Source organism: Pseudomonas sp. AM4(2022) (assembly GCF_036346515.1).
GTDB classification, from domain to species: Bacteria; Pseudomonadota; Gammaproteobacteria; order Pseudomonadales; family Pseudomonadaceae; genus Aquipseudomonas; species Aquipseudomonas paracarnis.
The window spans coordinates 134,935-153,628 of sequence record NZ_JAOTNW010000014.1; the positions used below are offsets into that span (position 1 = coordinate 134,935).

Sequence of the window (18,694 nt, forward strand, 5' to 3'; positions counted from 1 at the left end):
CCTGCTAAGCCTCGCGCCTGACCTTCAAATGCCGTGCATACCATGGCCGCTGTGGCACGCGCTTGAACAGCCCTTTGAGCAGCTCTTCATCGGCGCCGAAAGTAATGCGCAGGGCCAGCTTCATGATCTCCGGGTCCATCTCCATCGAGCGCCCCTGCTGCAGCCCCGGTGTGGTGCTGCAGCCGTGGGTGTCCGGTCCCAGCCAAGGGTCGCCTACTTCGACCCAGCGGCCCGGGGCAAACCAGGCCACGCCGTTGACTTTCAGCCGAGTCACCTCGCCTGGGTTGAAGCGTTCGTGGGCGCGAAACCAGTCTTCGATGCGATCATCGATCCAGCCGTGGAAATGCCAGAACACCGGGTTTACGTGGGATGAAAACGGGTCGCCAAGAAAGTCGTTCTCCGGCGCATACCAACGTGGGGCAAAGTCCGCCGGGTCACGGGCAAAGGGTACCGGCGCGCCGTTGGACGGGTCGCGGGGCACCGAAGCCCAGCGCATATGCAGCCAGTCGTGCAGCCCCAGTTCCATTTCCGAGCCCAACTGACCCAGGCTCAACTTGGCCAGGTAACGCGGGTCGCGGTATTGGGATTCCCACACCTGGAAGTTGCTGTGGTAGGTCTCGGCCGCCTTGATATCGCTGACCCACTGGGTGTAGTCAGCGTCATCCGGCGCTGACCAACAGGGCGGCAGCGCGAAGCCGTCGTGGTTGTCGAAGTAGCGCACAAAGCCCAGGCGATCACGCTCCAGCGCCGGTTGCGGTTCGGGAAACTGCGGCCACGATGGCAAGTCCTGCATGGAGCGTGCGGTGCCAAGCATATGGCGGTGCATAAAAAAGAAGTCGATGCCCGAGCCATTGCGATCCTTGCGCTTGCCACGGGCGTCGCGTTCCTGGCCACGGGGCCCCGGTTGCCAGCCGATGCCACGCAGGGCCTCGCGTTTTTCTTCGGAGAGCTTGTGCCATTGGTCACGGGTGGCGTGCCAGAGTTGGTGAAACAGCCGGTGCTCTGGAGAAATCAGCCAGGCCAGCAAGGTCGGGTTGAGGCCGATGCGCTGGCGGGCTTCGGGGAACAGTTGCTTGTGGGCGATAAAACGGTTGTCGCGTTCGGTCAGCGCCAGGGGCCGGTCCAGGTCGAGGATGTGCCCGCTGAGGGTGGCGCTGCCGGCATTGCCGAAGTCAGCCCAGACTTCATCGAGGGTCATCTTGAACTCATAGGCCGGCACACCGCCGACTGAGTCGCGGTCGATCAAGCGCCAATAGAGCACGGCGCCCTCGCCCGTCAGCAGGTCGCCCAAGACGCGGTAGCGCGGTTCGCCTTCAGCGCGCAGCTGCTCGGCGGTATCCAGGTAACCGCGCAGGCCACGCCCACGGGGGGCGATGTCCAGCAGCAACTCCAGGCCTTGCAGCGGCAGGCCCTCAAGGCCCGCATTGCGGCCTTCCAGGCGCAGGCTCCAGACGCCCCGCAGGGTGTCCGCCAGGTGCTGGCCCTGGGTGTCAGCGAGGTCGACCGTGGCTTCGCCGGGGGTGATGGGAAACTCGTCTTCCCGCGTCAACTCGCGATGGGCATAAAAGGCCGCAGGCACCGCTGCACCGGTCAGCGCCAGGCCTGCGATGAACCCACGTCGAGAGATTGTCATTGGCTACCTTAGGAAACGGCTTGATCAGAGCTAGAACGTTTGCAGCCCGACGAAATTTACCGCCCTGCCCCCGCCACCTAAATTTCACCCGTCATCGCTCGTTCTTCCCTGATAGCAAAGGCCTCAACTGACTGAGATGGCAATGACAAAATCACGTTCGAAAAAGGCGCTGTATATCGGCCTGCCGCTGGTCCTGGCTATCGGCGCCGGGGCTGGCTTGCTGGTCTGGGATCAGTGGTTCAAGGGCAACGCCGGCTACCCGCTGGAGGTGATCAAGCAGGCCAATGAAATGCAGGACCGCCTGTTGTCATTCGACAGCCACATCACCCTGCCCCTGGATTTCGGCACGGCGGGCAATGAAGCCGACAAGGATGGCAGCGGCCAGTTCGACCTGGCCAAGGCGGCCCGCGGCCGGTTGTCAGGCGCCGCGCTGACGATCTTCGGCTGGCCGGAAATCTGGAACGGCGCGAACGCCCCGCACAAGCCCACCGACGGTTTTGTCGAAGAGGCCCGCCACGAACAGGAGGTGCGCTACAAGATCATCTCCGGCATGGTGCGCGACTTTCCCAACCAGGTGGGCATTGCCTACACCCCGGACGATATGCGACGCCTGCACGGCGAAGGCAAGTTCGCGATTTTTATCAGCATGCTCAACGCCTACCCCCTGGGCAACGACCTGAACCAGCTGGACCTGTGGGCCGCACGCGGCATGCGCATGTTCGGGTTCAGCTACATCGGCAATAACGCCTGGTCCGACTCGTCGCGCCCGCTGCCGTTCTTCAATGACTCCACTGATGCCCTTGAGGGCCTGTCGCCTATCGGCCAGCAAGCGGTGCATCGCCTCAATGACCTGGGGGTGATCATCGACGTGTCGCAGATGTCGACCAAGGCGCTGGAGCAAGTCGCGCAGTTGAGCCGCACGCCGATGGTGGCGTCCCACTCGGCGCCACGGGCATCGGTGGACATCCCGCGCAACCTCAGCGACAAGGAGCTGCAACTGATCAAGAACAGCGGCGGCGTGGTGCAGGTGGTGGGCTTCCCCGCCTACCTGCGCCCCTTGAGCCAGCCGACCCAGGACAAGCTCAATACCTTGCGCGCACGCTTCGACCTGCCGCCACTGCCCAACCTGGCCATGGCCCTGATGCCCGGTGATGCAATCATTGCCGCCTGGCCCGAGCAACGCTTCGGCCAGTACGCCAGCGCGCTGTACGCCATCCTCGAGGAAGAACCCAAGGCCACGCTCAAGGACCTGGGCGACGCCATCGACTACACCGTGCGCAAGATCGGCATCGATCATGTCGGCATTGCCTCGGACTTCAACGACGGCGGCGGCCTCCAGGGCTGGGAGAACGTCGGCGAGGTGCGCAACGTCACTGCCGAACTGATCCAGCGCGGCTACTCCGAAGCCGATATCGCCAAACTGTGGGGAGGCAACTTCCTGCGGGTGTGGGACCAGGTACAAAAAGCCGCCAAGCCATTGGCCAATCGCTAACCACCACGAAGTAAGTCCATGACCGACCGTCGTACATTCCTCAAGCAGGCCGGCCTCTTTGCCGCGAGCCTGCCGCTGGGCACCGCGTTGCTGCCCCAGGCAGTGGCCGCCGCTACAAACGACCCATGGACGGGATTGAAGCAACTGTTCAACCAGGACCCGAATTATCTGCACTTTTCCAACTTCCTGGTGGCCTCGCACCCCAGACCCGTGCGCGAGGCCATCGAACGCTACCGCCAACAGATCGACCGCAACCCTGGCCTGGCCATGGACTGGGACCTGCAGGAAACCTGGAAGCGTGAGGGCCAGGTGCGCGAATGGGCCGGCCGCTACCTGAACGCCACGCCAGCGCAGATCGCCCTGACCGGCAGCACGTCCGAAGGGCTGGCGATGATTTATGGCGGGATCAAGGTACGCGCCGACCAGGAAATCCTCACCACGGTGCATGAGCATTACGCCACTGCGTTCAGCCTGGACTTCAGGGTACGCAAGGAGCAAACCCAGGTGCGTAAAATACGCCTGTTCAAAAACCCCAATCAGGTCTCGGCCGATGAAGTGCTGGGCAATATCCAGCGCAATATCCGTCCTAACACTCGCGTGCTGGGCATGACGTGGGTGCAGTCGGGCAGCGGCGTGAAATTGCCCATTGGCGAAATCGGCAAGCTGGTGGCCGAACACAACCGCAACCGCGACGAGCCGGACCGCCTGCTCTATGTCGTCGATGGTGTGCACGGCTTCGGCGTGGAAGACCTCGACTTCCCCGATATGCACTGCGACTTCTTCATCGCTGGTACGCACAAGTGGATGTTCGGCCCGCGCGGCACCGGCCTGGTGTGCGCCTGCGAGACCGAAAACAAATACGTCACACCGATGATTCCGACCTTCTGCGAAGACAAGGACTTCGCCACGACCATGACGCCCGGCGGCTACCACGCCTTCGAACATCGCTGGGCCGCCGACGAGGCCTTCAAGCTGCACCTCAAATTGGGCAAGGCGCCGGTGCAGGCACGTATCCATGCGCTCAATACCGAACTCAAAGACCAGTTGCTGGCTCACTCGCAGATCGAATTGGTCACCCCGCGCAGCCCCGAGCTGTCAGCAGGTTTCACCTTCTTCCGGGTCAAGAACCAGGACAGCGACGCCGTCGCGGCCTACCTGATGAAAAACCGCGTGGTGGTGGACGCGGTAGACCGTGACGTCGGCCCGGTGATTCGCACCTCGCCCGGCCTGCTCAACAGTTCGGATGAGATCCAGCGCTTCATGACCTTGCTGAGCCAGCGGTTATGACATTTTTCCCTTTGAACGAGATGCCCACATGACTCCATCCCGACTCAAACCCCTGACCGCCGTGGCGTTCACCGCCCTGTGCGGCGCCCTGCTGCCCGGCCTGGCCCACGCCGCCGCCCCACAACCGGGCAAGGTCTTCAAAGACTGCAAGGACTGCCCGGAAATGGTGGTGCTGCCCGCCGGCACCTTCACCATGGGTACGCCGGAAGACGAAGTGGGCCGCGAGCCCGACGAAGGCCCCATGCATGCAGTGACCTTCGCCAAGCCGTTCGCCATGAGCCGTTTTCACATCACCGCTGGCGAATGGGACAGTTACGTGCGCCAGACCGGCGTGAAGATCGCCAACGGCGACGACCGCCCCGGCCGCGAATGTATCGCCAGCAAGCCACGCTACCCCCAGGGCCCACGCCAGCCGGCAGTGTGCATGGACATGGACGACATCAGGCAATACGTGAGTTGGTTGTCGAAGAAGACCGGGCACACGTACCACATGGTCAGCGAAGCCCAACGCGAATACGCCGCCCGCGCCGGCACCACCGGCCCGTTCCCCTTCCCGTTCGACGAAGGCAAGGGCTACAGCATCGCCCAGCACGCCAACACCTACGGCCCGGCGGACGGCTACAGCTATTCGTCGCCTGTGGGCAGCTACCCACCGAATGCCTTTGGCATGTATGACATGCACGGCAATGTGTATGAGCGGGTGGCTGATTGCGAGCATCCGAACTACGTCGGCGCGCCGACTGATGGCAGTGCCTGGGTGGAGCCCAACTGCGAGGCCTACCAGATTCGCGGCAATGACTGGGGCGAGGCGCCGGTGTTTTCACGCTCGGGCAATCGCAACAATATCTACCCGCAGACGCGCGGGGACTGGATTGGGTTTCGGGTCGTGCGCGAGCTCTAATACCTTGTAGGAGCGAGGGGGACGCCTAGTTCTTGCTCGCGAAAAACTCATAGACGCCGCATTTACTCAGGAAGCGCGCGTCATCGTTGACGTTTTACGCGAGCAAGCTCGCTCCTACAGGATTCGCAAGCCAGCGCCCGCCTTTGGAATGTTTTCAGCCTTGTCTGGCCAACAGCGCCAAGCCTTCATGCAGCGCCGGGAACAGGCTGTTGTTGAAGTTGTTCCAGCGCAACTCAAGGATGGTGTCCTCGGGCGAAATCTCGGTCTTGAGCACGTCGTGGAACACCTCTCCCGAGTCGATGCCGTTATCCACGTAGTGGAATGACGCCCCCGTCCAATACAACGGCTCGCACGCTTGAGTCGCCTTGGTCACCCAGTCGGTGATCGCCTGCCCACGCGCGCCGTACAGCGCATTCCAGGTGGCGTACGCCCCACGGCGCTCGTAAGGTGATTCGATGCGGGTGATGCCCGGATGAATGTTCATGATGCGCCGCGCAAACGGCGCGCCCGGACGCACCAGTTCATCGAGAATCACCAGCAAACCGTCAAGCACCACGATGTCGGCCTTCAACTCCACCAGGGTGTCATGCAGGCGCCGCTCGAAATCCTGCTTGCCAGCGATATGTTCGGCGCTGCCCCGTGGCAGGCGGCGATAGGTGGACGGCACGCTCAGCAGCAGGTCATTGACCAACTTGCCCTGCACGCGCAAATCCGCCGGGTACAACCACTGGCGGCCCGGCTTGTAGGCGAAGCCATAGTCCGCTACCAACTGTTGGTCGCGCGGGTTTTGCTCATCGTCGTCATACACCACGCCCACCAGGTTGTAGACCTCGCCCAGCGGCGTGTCGTTGAGCGAGCCCACCAGAAACTCCAGCACCGACTTCATGTAGCGCTCGTGGTCCTTGTAGGCCACCGGCTGCCCCGCCTTGTCGGCAGCGGCATTTCTCAGGGACCAGACATACACCAGGTTCTTTTTCGTCATTTGTTTCGCTCTCGCTGAAAGGGCCACGCACAGCGTCGATACGCGTGCGCCTACACAACAAGAACGAACCAGGCCCCAGGCAATTTATCGCTCACTGCCACCGCCTGGCACGCCGCGCTAAATAGTCACGCCGATGCTTCGTTTGTCATGGGTAAGGGTCTGTGTGCCCAGCCCCCTCTTTTTCATTTCCCGGGAAGTATTTATGACCGACCCCAAGCGCGGCGCCTTCAAAGGTTTGCTCGCATTGCTCCGGCCCTTTCGCACCATTGTGACGGTCTCCGTTGCCCTTGGCATGGCGGGCGGCCTGGCCATTACCTTGCTGTTGGCGACGATTAATAATGCCCTGCATTCGTCTACCGGCATGACACAGGGGGTAATCCTGACCTTTGCTGCACTTTGCCTACTGGCCCTGACCAGCTCGATCGTTTCCGATATCGGCACCAACTACGTCGGACAACGGATCATTGCCGCCCTGCGCAAAGATCTCGGCGAAAAAGTCCTGTCAGCACCCATTGAACAGATTGAACAGTATCGTTCCCATCGCCTTATCCCGGTACTGACGCACGACGTCGATACCATCAGCGACTTTTCCTTTGCCTTCACCCCACTGGCCATCGCTACGACCGTGACCCTGGGCTGCCTTGGCTACCTGGCATACCTGTCGGTACCGATGTTCCTGATGATGGTGGTGGCAATCATCATTGGCAGCAGCGTGCAGTTCATTGCCGGCGCAAAAGGCATTCGTGGCTTCGACGAGGCCCGTGATCAGGAAGACGAGCTGCAACGCTATTATTCGGCGATCGCCTCAGGCGCCAAGGAGCTGCGTATCCATCGGCCGCGCCGCTACCGCATGAACACTCACCGCATCCAGGAAACCGCCGACCGCATCAGCGATATCCAGGTGCGCTCGGTGAACATCTATATCGTCGCCAAGACCTTTGGCTCGATGCTGTTTTTTGTGGTCATCGGCCTGGCCCTGGCGATGCAAGCCTACAACCCCAACCCGGACCCGGCAGTCATCACCGGCTTCGTGCTGGTGCTGCTGTACATGAAGGGGCCGCTGGAACATGTGGTGGGTTACCTGCCGATCATCGGCAAGGCGCGCATTGCGTTTGCACGCATTACCGAACTGTCCGAACGCTTCTCCTCCCCCGAGCCGCACTTGCTGATGGACGGCAGCGAAGCACCGACACCCGTAGTGCACAGCCTGGAATTGCGCGGTGTGAGCTACAGTCCGCCGCCAGTGGAAGGTAGCCAGCCGTTCCACCTGGGGCCGATCAACCTGAACATCAAGCAGGGCGATATCGTGTTTATCGTCGGCGAAAACGGCTGTGGCAAGACCACCCTGATCAAGCTGTTGCTGGGCCTGTATCAACCCCACGCCGGCGAAATCCGCCTCAATGGCGAAACCGTGACCGACCCGGCACGCGACGACTACCGACAACTATTCACCACGGTATTCGCCGACTACTACTTGTTCGATGACTTGGTCCAAGGCAGCGCCACTCAATCGCTGGACAGTGCCGCCAAGTACCTTGAGCGCCTGGAAATCGCGCACAAGGTCAGCGTCAAGGACGGCGTATTCAGCACCACCGACCTCTCCACTGGCCAGCGCAAACGCCTGGCCCTTGTGAATGCCTGGCTGGAAGAGCGCCCCGTGCTAGTGTTCGACGAATGGGCGGCCGACCAGGACCCGGCCTTTCGCCGCGTTTTCTATACGGAGCTGCTGCCGGACCTCAAGCGCCTGGGCAAGACCATCATTGTGATCAGTCATGACGATCGCTATTTCGATATTGCCGACCAGTTGGTGCGCCTGAGTGCGGGCCAGGTGGTGCATGACATGGAACCCGCGTGAATTTCTTTTCCGGTTTCTTCAGGTAGGAACGTCTCACTAGTGGTAATGAGAATTGACCTCAATAAACACCTATAAACTGCCCACCTAAAAACACAGAAGAGAACGCATCCATGTCAGTACGACTCGGTCTCAGCCCCCTGAGCAAAGCGCTATCCATGCGACGGGCACTGAATTTCAACCTCAAGCCTTGCGCGCTTGCCCTCGCGGTGTCCCTGCCCATGGCCAGTTATGTGCAGGCTCAGGAGATCGAGATCGACATTCCCGCACAGCCGTTGGGGACGGCGCTGCAGGAATTTGGTCGTCAGACCAACCTGCAGGTGCTATACAGCCCGACTGATGTGCAAGGCAAGAACAGCACCGCGGTCAAGGGCAAGCAGGAGCCCAACAAGGCCATCGCCACCCTGCTCACTGGCGCCGGCGTCAGTTATGGCCTGCAAGGCAACACGATCACCATCAGCGCGGTCGCGTCTTCGGGGCTGGAGTTGGGGACCACGCAGGTCACCGCCAACCAGTTGGGCACCGTGACAGAAGGCACCGGTTCGTATACCCCGGGGACCATCGCCACGGCGACGCGCCTGGTGCTGACGCCACGGGAAACGCCGCAGTCGATATCGGTGGTGACGCGTCAGGTGATGGATGATTTCGGGCTTAACGCTATCGATGACGTGATGCGCCATACCCCGGGCATCACCGTGTCGACCTATGACACCGAGCGCACCAACTACTATTCCCGTGGTTTCTCTATCGTCAACTTCCAGTACGACGGTATTCCGACCCTGCGCGACGCCCAATACTCGGCCGGCCAGACCCTGACCGACATGGCGATCTACGACCGCGTCGAGGTGCTCAAGGGCGCCACCGGCCTGCTAACCGGCGCCGGCGGCCCGGGCGGTACCATCAACCTGATCCGCAAAAAGCCGACCTCCGAGTTCAAGAGCAGTATCGAACTGGGCGCCGGCTCCTGGGATAACTATCGTTCCCAGGTCGACGTCAGCGGCCCACTGACCGAAACCGGTAACGTGCGTGGCCGTGCCGTTGCGGCCTATCAGGACAAACACTCGTTCCTCGACCACTATTCGCGCAAGACCGGTGTGCTTTACGGCATCCTCGAATTCGACCTGGACGAAAACACCCTGCTGACCGTTGGCGCCGACTACCAGGACAGCGATCCGAAAGGCTCCAGCTGGACCGGAACACGCACCATCTTTGATGCTACCGGCAACAAGCTGGACCTGCCGCGGTCGTTCAACAACGGCCCAAAATGGGGCTCATGGGAGCAGTACAGCCGCACTGCATTCGCCACCCTGGAACATACGTTCGACAATGGCTGGGTCACCAAGGGCCAGTACAACCACCAGATCAACGGCTATAACGCGCCCCTGGGTTACATCTCCCAGGATTCCGCCACAGCCAGCTCCATTTATGCGCGCAAATACGTCGGCGACACTACCAGCGACAGCCTCGATGTGTACGCCTCGGGGCCATTCGAGCTGTTCGGCCGCGAACACGAACTGGTGATCGGCCAGTCCCTTTCCATCTCCAAATGGAAAGCCAAGGACTACACGGCGTCCACCTACTTCAACAACTCCTATGACTTCTACAACTGGCACGGCCAAGCCATAGAGCCGCTGTGGACTGCCACCAAGATCAATGACGAAACCACCCGCCAGACCGGTACCTATGTGACTGGCCGTTTCAGCCTGACGGATGAGCTGCACCTGTTACTCGGCTCACGTATCGCCAACTATCAGGTCACCGGTACCAGCGACACCCAGGAAAGCGGCAAGGTAGTGCCCTACGCCGGCTTGACGTATGACCTGAACGACAACTTCACCGCGTATGCCAGCTACACCGAAATCTTCCAGCCACAAACCCAGTACCGCACAAGCACCCGTACCATGCTCGACCCGAACGAAGGCAAGAACTATGAGCTGGGCCTCAAGGGTGAATTTTTCGAAGGCCGCCTGAACTCCAGCCTCGCTTACTTCGAAGTGCACGAAGAAAACCGTCCGCTTGCCGATACGGCCTGGAACTCTCAGCCAGGCGTCGACTTCTCGTACATCGGCACCAAGACCAAGACCAAGGGCTACGAAGCGGAAATCTCCGGCGAACTCGCCCGAGGCTGGCAACTGCAAGCGGGTTACACCCACAAGATCGCCCGCGATGACGATGGCAAGAAGGTTGCTACCTGGGAACCGGAAGATCAGGTGAGCTTCTATACCACCTACAAACTGCAGGGCAACCTGGACAAGCTCACCATTGGTGGCGGTGCACGCTGGCAGAGCGCCGGCTGGCAGACCGTCAACAACTGGGGCTACCCCGGTGGCGGCCGCTCTGAGAAGTTCACCCAGGACCCGTACTGGCTGGTTGACTTGATGACTCGTTACCAAGTGACCGAAAACCTCTCGGCCACCCTCAACGTCAACAACCTGTTCGACAAGCACTACTACACCAACATCGGTTTCTATGACTCGGCCTACCCTGGCGACCCACGCAACGTAATGGTCACCACACGCTGGGACTTCTAAGCCCGCCACCCCAAAAGCCCCTGATCACCACGTGGCCAGGGGCTTTTTTGTACCCTTTACGCATGCCTGGGTGAATGCGGTGCCTGGGTATTTTTCGCCGGCAAGCCGGCTCCTACGGAAGATGCGTATACCCGAAGGAGCCGGCTTGCCGGTGATGGGCACACCAGATAGCAAAACGCCCCTGGTCATCACTGACCAGGGGCGTCTGTTACCGCAGCCGCTTACTCCATTGCCGAGACAAAACTGCTGATGAACTCGGCGTTGTCCACGATCCGGTGGTGTGTCGTGTCGATCACCACCGAGCGCTGGATGCCTGACTGGCCAATCACTTCGCGCATGCCGGTCTCAATCAGCGCCTGGTGAATACCGCCTTCGCTCAGGGCGGCCCACCAGCAATTGACCGGAGCCTTGATCGCACGGTAGTCGGTGTCTTGCAGGCGCTCGTCCAGCACCTGCTTGAGCGCCCAGGAACGCTCGGTCTCGCCGCCGCTTTGCAACTCATCCTTGAGTATGCGGAAGCTGTCGCCCAGGGTCAGTTCGGCCCACTCGGACACACGTTGCCACTGCTCGTCCTGCTCGCCGGCAGCCATCCAGACGTTCTGGATCTGCTCGGCATACGCCGGGAACATCACCGCCAACAATTCCACGCGGCGTTCGGCGGCGGAAATCACTCGCTCGTCCACCCGCGCGCCCTCTTGCCAGAATGCGGTAAAGCGTGCAGGCGGCGGCGCGTCGATCCAGCCCAGCAATTCAACGGTCCGGCCAGCTTGCTCCAGGCGGTACGCCACCTCCATCGCCAGGTTGCCACCCAGTGACCAGCCGCCCAGACGGAAGGCGCCGTGGGGCTGGGCCAGCAACAGCTGTTGGGTGTAGTCCTCGACCATCTGCGCCCAGGTCGGCACCTCAACACCCTCTTCCACCAGGGTCCGACAAATCACACCCAACACCGGACGCTGCTCACGCAATGCAAGGGCGATAGCCTTGTAACAATGCACCGAGCCAAAACTTGGGTGAAACAGGTACAGCGGCGTGCCCTGGGTCTGGCTGTTGAGCCTGACGATCAACGAGCCACCCACATCCCCCTCGATACAGCGCGCCTGGCCTGCGATCGTCGGGTGCAGCATCAGCTGATTGACGGCGAGCGTGGCACCGCAGGCCTTGTGGATACGGTCCTTGAGCAACAACACCAGCAACGAGTGGCCGCCCAGTTCGAAGAAGTTGTCGTGTAACCCCACACGCTCCACCTCCAGCACCTGCGCCCACACCGCGGCAAGCTGATGCTCCAGTCCGGTCTGTGGTGCAACGTAATCGCGGCCGCTCACTTGCGGTTTGGGCAGGGCCTTGCGATCCAGCTTGCCGTTGGGGCTCAGGGGCATCTGTTCCAGCAGTACCCATTGCGCAGGGACCATATAGTCCGGCACGTGACTGGCCAGATAGGCGCTCAACCGCTTGCGCCAATCGTCGTCGGCCTGTTGCAGCACCAGGTAACCCACCAGATGCTTGCCATCGACTGCAAGCACAGTGGCCTCACGCACAACCGGGAGTTCAAGCAGGCGTGCTTCGATTTCTCCCAGCTCGATACGCAAACCGCGCAGCTTGACCTGATGATCGAGACGGCCCAGGTATTCAATAATGCCATTTGCACGCTGGCGCACGCGATCGCCAGTGCGATACAGGCGCGCCCCGTTGTGGAACGGACAAGGAACGAAACGTTCGGCGGTCAGCGCCGGACGGCGGTGATAACTGCGTGCCAGGCCCGCGCCGCCGAGGTACAGCTCCCCGGCGACGCCGACCGGCACAGGTGCCAATTCAGCGTCCAACACATAAGTGCGCAGGTTGGCGATGGGCTCACCAATCGGTACCGTGTCGCGGCCTTCGTCGCGGCAGCTCCAGTGGGTCACGTCGATGGCTGCTTCGGTCGGGCCATACAGGTTGTACAGGTCGGCCTGCGGCAATTTGGCGAAGACTTGTTGCTGGGCATCCACGGACAGCGCCTCGCCGCTGCACACAATGCGCTGCAGGCTGTGACAGCTGGCAACCGCCGAATCCTGGAGGAACGCTTGCAACATCGAGGGCACGAAGTGCAACGTGGTGATGCGCTGCGCATTGATCAGCGCGACCAGCTTTTGCGGATCGCGGTGATCCCCCGGCGCGGCGACGACAAGTCGCGAGCCGGTCATCAGTGGCCAGAAGAACTCCCACACCGACACGTCGAAACTGAACGGCGTTTTTTGCAGCACGCTGTCGCGGGCATTCAGGCCATAGGCTTCCTGCATCCAGCACAGCCGGTTGGTCAGGGCCGAATGACGGTTGCCGGCGCCTTTGGGCTGGCCGGTGGAACCGGAGGTGTAGATCACGTAGGCGAGGTTTTCACCGTGCAAAACGATGCCCGGGTTCTCTTCGCTGTAGCGTTCGAACACAGATCCGCCCAGCACCAGGGTTTCCAAACCGGGTGGAATCGGTAACTGGTCCTGCAAATGCGCCTGGGTCAGCAACAGTTTCACACCGCTGTCTTCCAGCATATAAGCCAGACGCTCACGCGGGTATTCAGGGTCCAGCGGCACATAGGCACCGCCAGCCTTGAGTACTGCCAACAAGCCGATGATCATTTCGATGGAGCGCTCAACCGCCAGCCCCACCAGCACATCCGGGCCCACACCAGCTTCCATCAAGCGATGGGCGAGTCGGTTGGCGCGGTGGTTCAACTCGGCGTAGTCCAGGCACTGTTGACCAAACACCAGGGCAGGTGCATCCGGTGTGCGGACGACCTGTTCTTCGATCAACTGATGCACGCAACGTTGCAACGGGTATTCTCGCGCGGTGGAATTCCAATCGTGGACGGCTGCTTGCTGCTCCTGAGGTTCGAGCAGCGGCAACTGGCCGATACGCTGCTGGGCATCACGTGTCATACCATTGAGCAGGTTCAGCCAATGCGCCGCCATGCGCGCCAACGTGGCGAGCTCGAACAGGTCCGTGGCGTAAGTCAGCGAGGCGGCAAGCCCCTCGGCGGACTCGTGGGTGTTGAGGCTCAGGTCAAACTGGGCGGTATGATTGTCCCACTCCAGGCCACTGACGTGCAGACCGGGTAATTGCTCACCTTCGTCGCGGCCACTGGTTTGGGTCTGATGATTGAAAAGCACCTGGAACAACGGGTTGAAACTCAGGTTGCGCTCAGGCTGCAAGGCTTCCACCAACTGCTCGAAGGGCAAGTCCTGATGGGCCTGGGCGTCCAGCGCACGCTGTTTGACCTGGGCGAGCAACTGAGCAACCGTCTGTTGGCCATCGATATCGACCTTGAGTACCTGGGTGTTGACGAAAAAGCCGATCAGCCGTTCGGTTTCCACGCGGTTGCGGTTGGCCACGGGCACGCCCACGCGGATATCCGACTGACCGCTGTAACGATGCAACAGGATCTGGAACGACGCCAGCAGTAACATGAACAGGGTCACGTCCTCGCGCTGGGCCAGCGCGCGCAGCGCCGTCACCAGCGCGGGCGGCACTTGGATGTCCAGGCTCGCGCCGCGATGGCTTTGCTGACTCGGGCGGGCGTGATCCAGCGGCAGCTCCAGTACCGGTTGTTCACCGCCCAGCAGGCCGCACCAGTACTCCAACTGGCGGGCCTTCTCGCCCGCCTCCATCCACTGGCGCTGCCACACGGCATAGTCAGCGTATTGGATCGGCAACGCTGGCAATTGCGGCGCCTGGCCCAGGCTGAAAGCGGCATACATCTGCACCAACTCATCGACCATGACCTGCATCGACCAGCCATCGGAAACGATGTGATGCTGCACCAGCACCAGCACATGATCGTCTTTGGCCACACGCAGCAGGCTCGCCCGCATCAGCGGCCCCTGAGTCAGATCGAAAGGCCGCGCGATCTGCGACTCCACTTCGGTACGGATCGCTGATGCACCGATGTCGACCCGGGCGATCTCGACGCTGGCCTGCACGGCGATCACCTGCACCACACGCTCACCGTCCTGCTGAAGGTAAGTCCGCAGGTTTTCGTGACGCGCTACCAGGGTGTCAAAACTGCGCTGCAGTGCCGGCAGGTCAAGGCGCCCTTTCAGGCGCAGAGCGCTCGGCACATGATAGGCCGCGCTGTGCGGGTCCAGTTGCCAGAGGAACCATTGGCGCTCCTGGGCATAGGACAGCGGCAAGGGCTGATCGCGCCCGACCGCAACCAACGCCGGTGCCAGTGGCATGCCCCTGTCGGTCGAAAGCGCGGCGACAAACCCTTGCAGACGCGGTTGTTCGAACAAACTTCGCAGCGCCACTTCCCGGCCCAACAGGTTACGCAAGCGTGAGATGATCTGCATCGCCAGCAGCGAGTGGCCGCCCATCTCAAAGAAGTGATCGGTCAACCCGACTCGCTCGGCGCCAAGGATATCGGCCCATACCGCTGCAACCTGTTGCTCCAGCTTAGTCACTGGAGCAACCCAGGCCTGCTGCGATTGGCTGGCGTCGGGTTTTGGCAACGCGTGGCGATCCATCTTGCCGTTGGGGTTCAGCGGCATGCGGTCGAGGAAGATCAGGTGCGCCGGCACCATGTAATCCGGCAGTTGTTCACGCAGGGCATTTTTGAGTGCCTCACCGTCTTGCTGCTCGGCGACCACATAAGCGACCAGTTGATTATCCGCGGCCAACACCAGCGTTTCACGTACGCCGTCCTGGGCCAGCAGCAATGCTTCGATTTCCCCCAATTCAATGCGGAAACCGCGAATCTTCACTTGATGGTCCACGCGGCCGACGCACTCGATCACGCCGTCGGCGCGGTAACGCGCCAAGTCGCCCGTGCGGTACAGGCGCCCGCCGGTTTCACCAAACGGGTCCGGCACAAAACGCTCGGCGGTGAGCAATGCGCGGTTCAGGTAAGCGCGCGCAAGACCGCAGTAGCTGCCGATATACAACTCGCCCACAGCTCCCAGCGGCGCCAGGTTCAAGTCGCGGTCCAGCACATACAGGGCACGGCCCGGCAGCGAGCGGCCAATCGGGCTGGCAGTGGCGCCGATGGTTTCAGTACCGGACGTGCAATCCAGCACGCTCGACACCACAGTGGCTTCGGTCGGGCCGTAGGTGTTGAGCAAACGCACACGGCCGAGACCGACTTTCAACCATTGTGCAGGGCCATCCAGCGGCATGGCTTCGCCGCCAATGTGAATTTGGCGCAATGCACCATAAGAGCGAGGGCCGGCGGCCAGGCAGTCAAGCAAAAACAGATTCCAGTAGGCCGTTGGCAAATCGGCCAGGGTAATGCCCTGGGCAATGATTTCTTCGTACAGGCGAGCGCTGTCCCACAACTCCGGGCCGCGCAGGACAACCGTGGCGCCATGGGTCAGCGCCGGGTACAGCTGCTCGACGAAACCATCGAAATTCAGGGTGGCGAATTGCAGTACGCAATCATCTTGAGTGAGTCGCGAGTAACCTGCCGCAATACTCGAGAATTCGGTGAGTGCTGCGTGGTTGATTGCCACGCCTTTGGGCTTGCCGGTAGAACCGGAGGTGTAGATCACATAGGCGAGGTTTTGCGGGTCGACCGTTACCTGCGGATTGGTCTCAGCGTATGGAGTCAGGTCCGCATCACTCAGGTCCAGCGTCGCCATACTTTCGGGCAACGGCATGTCGATATGTGATTGGGTCAGCACCAGCCGCACGCCGCTGTCTTCGAGCATATGCAACAGGCGCTCGCGTGGGTATTGCGGGTCCAGCGGCACATAGGCACCGCCTGCCTTGAGCACGGCCAGCAGGCTGACCACCATCTCGAACGAGCGCTCCACCGCGACGCCCACCAGCACTTCCGGGCCGACACCCCGGGCGATCAGCGCATGGGCCAAACGGTTGGCCTGAAGATTCAACTCGCCATAACGCATGGACCGCGCACCCAGGCACAGTGCTACCGCATCCGGGCGCCGTTGCGCCTGATGCTCGAACAGGTGCTGCACGCCCTGTTGAATCGTACATGCAGGGGCGGCGCTGTTCCATTCCTGCAGTAAGTTCAACTGCTCCTGGTGATCGAGCAGCGCCAGTTCGCCGATGGGCTGCAAGGCATCCCGCGCCACATCTTCCAGCAGGTTCTGCCAATGCTGCGCCAGACGTGCAATGGTGGCGGCCTCAAACAGATCGGTGGCATAGGTCAGCGACGCCCAAAGACCGTCACTCGACTCCTGGGTATCCAGGCTCAAGTCGAAATGCGCGGTATGGCTGTCCCACGCCAGCCCTTCCACCCGCAAGCCGGGCAGTTGTTCGCCACGCGGTACACGTGCCTCGGACTGATGGTTGAACATCACCTGGAACAGCGGATTGTGGCTGAGGCTGCGTTCCGGCTGCAGCGCTTCCACCAGTTGCTCGAACGGCAAATCCTGATTGGCCTGGGCATCGAGGGCGCGACGCTTGACCTGCTGCAACAGCTGGGCAAAGGTCATCTGCCCGTCGATATCAACTTTGAGTACCTGGGTGTTGACAAAGAAACCGATCAGCCGCTCGATTTCTGCACGATTGCGGTTGGCAATCGGCACGCCGACGCGGATATCCGACTGGCCGCTGTAGCGATGCAGCAAGGTCTGGAACGACGCCAGCAACAGCATGAACAACGTCACGCCCTCGCGCTGTGCCAACGCCTTGAGGCCCGTAACAAGACCGCTATCCAAACCGACTTCCAGCAAAGCACCCCGGTAGCTCTGCACCGCCGGGCGCGGATGATCCAGCGGCAGCTCCAGCACCGGCTGTTCGCCGCCCAACAGTTCACGCCAGTAGTCCAATTGGCGCTGCTGCTCACCGGCGTCCATCCAACCACGCTGCCACGCCGCGTAATCGGCGTATTGCAACGCGATCGCCGGTAGTTGCGCCGGTCTGCCCTGGCTGAATCCCGCGTAGAGTTGCACCAGCTCATCGACCATCACTTGCATCGACCAGCCATCGGACACGATATGGTGCTGGACCAGTACCAGCACATGTTCCTGCTCGCTCAGTTGCAGCAACGTCACCCGCAGCAACGGGCCCTGGCGCAGGTCGAAAGGCCGGGCGATTTCCGCTTCCACCCGCGCCTGCACCTGTTGTGCAGACGCACCTTCCAACCGGGCAAAATCCAGCTGCAATGTGGCGATTGGCAAGATGTGCTGCAGCGTGTGCTCACCGTCCGTGACAAACACAGTGCGCAAGGCTTCATGGCGCGCGAGCAAAGCGTCAAAACTGCGCTGCAGGGCCGGGCGATCCAGCTGCCCGCTCAGGCGCAACGCATTAGGCACATGGTAGGCCGCGCTCTCGGGTTCCAATTGCCAGAGGAACCACTGACGCTCCTGGGCATAGGACAACGCCAGTGGTCGGGCACGGGAGACTGCCACCATCGACGGTACCAGCATGGTGTTATCCAGCGCTTGCAACGCCAGTACAAAGCCTTCCAGCTGCGGCTGTTCGAACAAAGTGCGCAGGGCGACTTCATGCGCTAGTAACTGACGCAGGCGGGAAATGACCTGCATGGCCAGCAGTGAATGCCCGCCCAGTTCAAAGAAGTGATCAGTGAGGCCGATCCGCTCGACACCGAGGACGTCGACCCAGATGGCCGCTACCTGCTGCTGCAAAGGGGTAACCGGCTCGACAAATACACCTTGGGACTGGGTAACGTCCGGCTGCGGCAAGCCTTTTCGGTCGAGCTTGCCGTTGGGGGTCAGCGGCATCTGGGCAAGAAGCATGAAGTGCGCCGGGACCATGTAGTCCGGCAGGCAGGTTTTCAATGCACGGCGCAGCACCTCACGGAACTCGACCTGATCAATCAGGGCTGGATCAGCGGGTACGACATACGCCACCAGCTGCTTGCCGGTCGGCCCTTCCTGGGCCACCACTACCGTTTCGCCAACGCTGTCCTGCTCACGCAGACGCGCTTCTATCTCGCCCAGCTCGATACGGAAACCACGGATTTTCACTTGATGGTCTACACGACCCAGGTAGTCCACCACACCATCCGGGCGGCCACGGGTCAGGTCACCGCTGCGATACACGCGGCCGCCGGGCTTGCCGAAC

8 protein-coding genes are annotated in these 18,694 nt (G+C 61.4%); 5 read left to right on the top strand and 3 right to left on the bottom strand.

All coding sequences use genetic code 11. The features are described 5' to 3' along the window. Positions 1–4: 4 nt before the first annotated feature. Positions 5–1,633, bottom strand: a complete 1,629-nt coding sequence (gene pvdP / locus ODQ19_RS19650) for a pyoverdine maturation tyrosinase PvdP (protein ID WP_330210997.1) — start codon at positions 1,631–1,633, stop codon at positions 5–7. Between the two features lie 142 nt (positions 1,634–1,775). On the opposite strand from pvdP, the gene pvdM reads away from it, so the two are divergent. The 3 genes from pvdM to pvdO are packed head-to-tail and all read left to right on the top strand — an operon-like array spanning position 1,776 to position 5,313. Then, positions 1,776–3,125, top strand: coding sequence for a pyoverdine-tailoring dipeptidase-like protein PvdM (gene pvdM, locus ODQ19_RS19655; RefSeq protein ID WP_330210998.1), 1,350 nt, complete (start codon positions 1,776–1,778; stop codon positions 3,123–3,125). 18 nt (positions 3,126–3,143) lie between these two features. Beyond that, on the top strand, positions 3,144–4,412 hold the full coding sequence (pvdN, locus tag ODQ19_RS19660) for a pyoverdine-tailoring periplasmic protein PvdN (protein ID WP_330210999.1): 1,269 nt from the start codon (positions 3,144–3,146) through the stop codon (positions 4,410–4,412). Positions 4,413–4,440: 28 nt separating this feature from the next. Then, positions 4,441–5,313 (top strand): dihydropyoverdine dehydrogenase, encoded by an 873-nt coding sequence (gene pvdO / locus ODQ19_RS19665; protein WP_116665926.1) that lies wholly within the window; start codon positions 4,441–4,443, stop codon positions 5,311–5,313. A gap of 154 nt (positions 5,314–5,467) precedes the next feature. Here pvdO and ODQ19_RS19670 read toward each other — a convergent pair whose 3' ends face one another. Continuing rightward, a complete protein-coding gene (locus ODQ19_RS19670; RefSeq protein WP_330211000.1) occupies positions 5,468–6,295 on the bottom strand; it encodes a N(5)-hydroxyornithine transformylase PvdF in 828 nt (275 codons plus the stop codon). A 202-nt stretch (positions 6,296–6,497) separates the two neighbouring features. On the opposite strand from ODQ19_RS19670, the gene ODQ19_RS19675 reads away from it, so the two are divergent. After that, positions 6,498–8,150, top strand: coding sequence for a cyclic peptide export ABC transporter (locus ODQ19_RS19675; RefSeq protein WP_330211001.1), 1,653 nt, complete (start codon positions 6,498–6,500; stop codon positions 8,148–8,150). 155 nt (positions 8,151–8,305) lie between these two features. Next, positions 8,306–10,678 carry a TonB-dependent siderophore receptor gene (locus ODQ19_RS19680; RefSeq protein ID WP_330211002.1) on the top strand — a complete coding sequence of 791 codons (2,373 nt, stop codon included), beginning with the start codon at positions 8,306–8,308 and terminating at the stop codon, positions 10,676–10,678. A gap of 221 nt (positions 10,679–10,899) precedes the next feature. On the opposite strand, the gene ODQ19_RS19685 is transcribed toward ODQ19_RS19680, so the two are convergent. Further along, positions 10,900–18,694, bottom strand: a 7,795-nt coding sequence (locus ODQ19_RS19685; RefSeq protein ID WP_442962767.1) for an amino acid adenylation domain-containing protein, incomplete at its 5' end; no start/stop codon positions are given.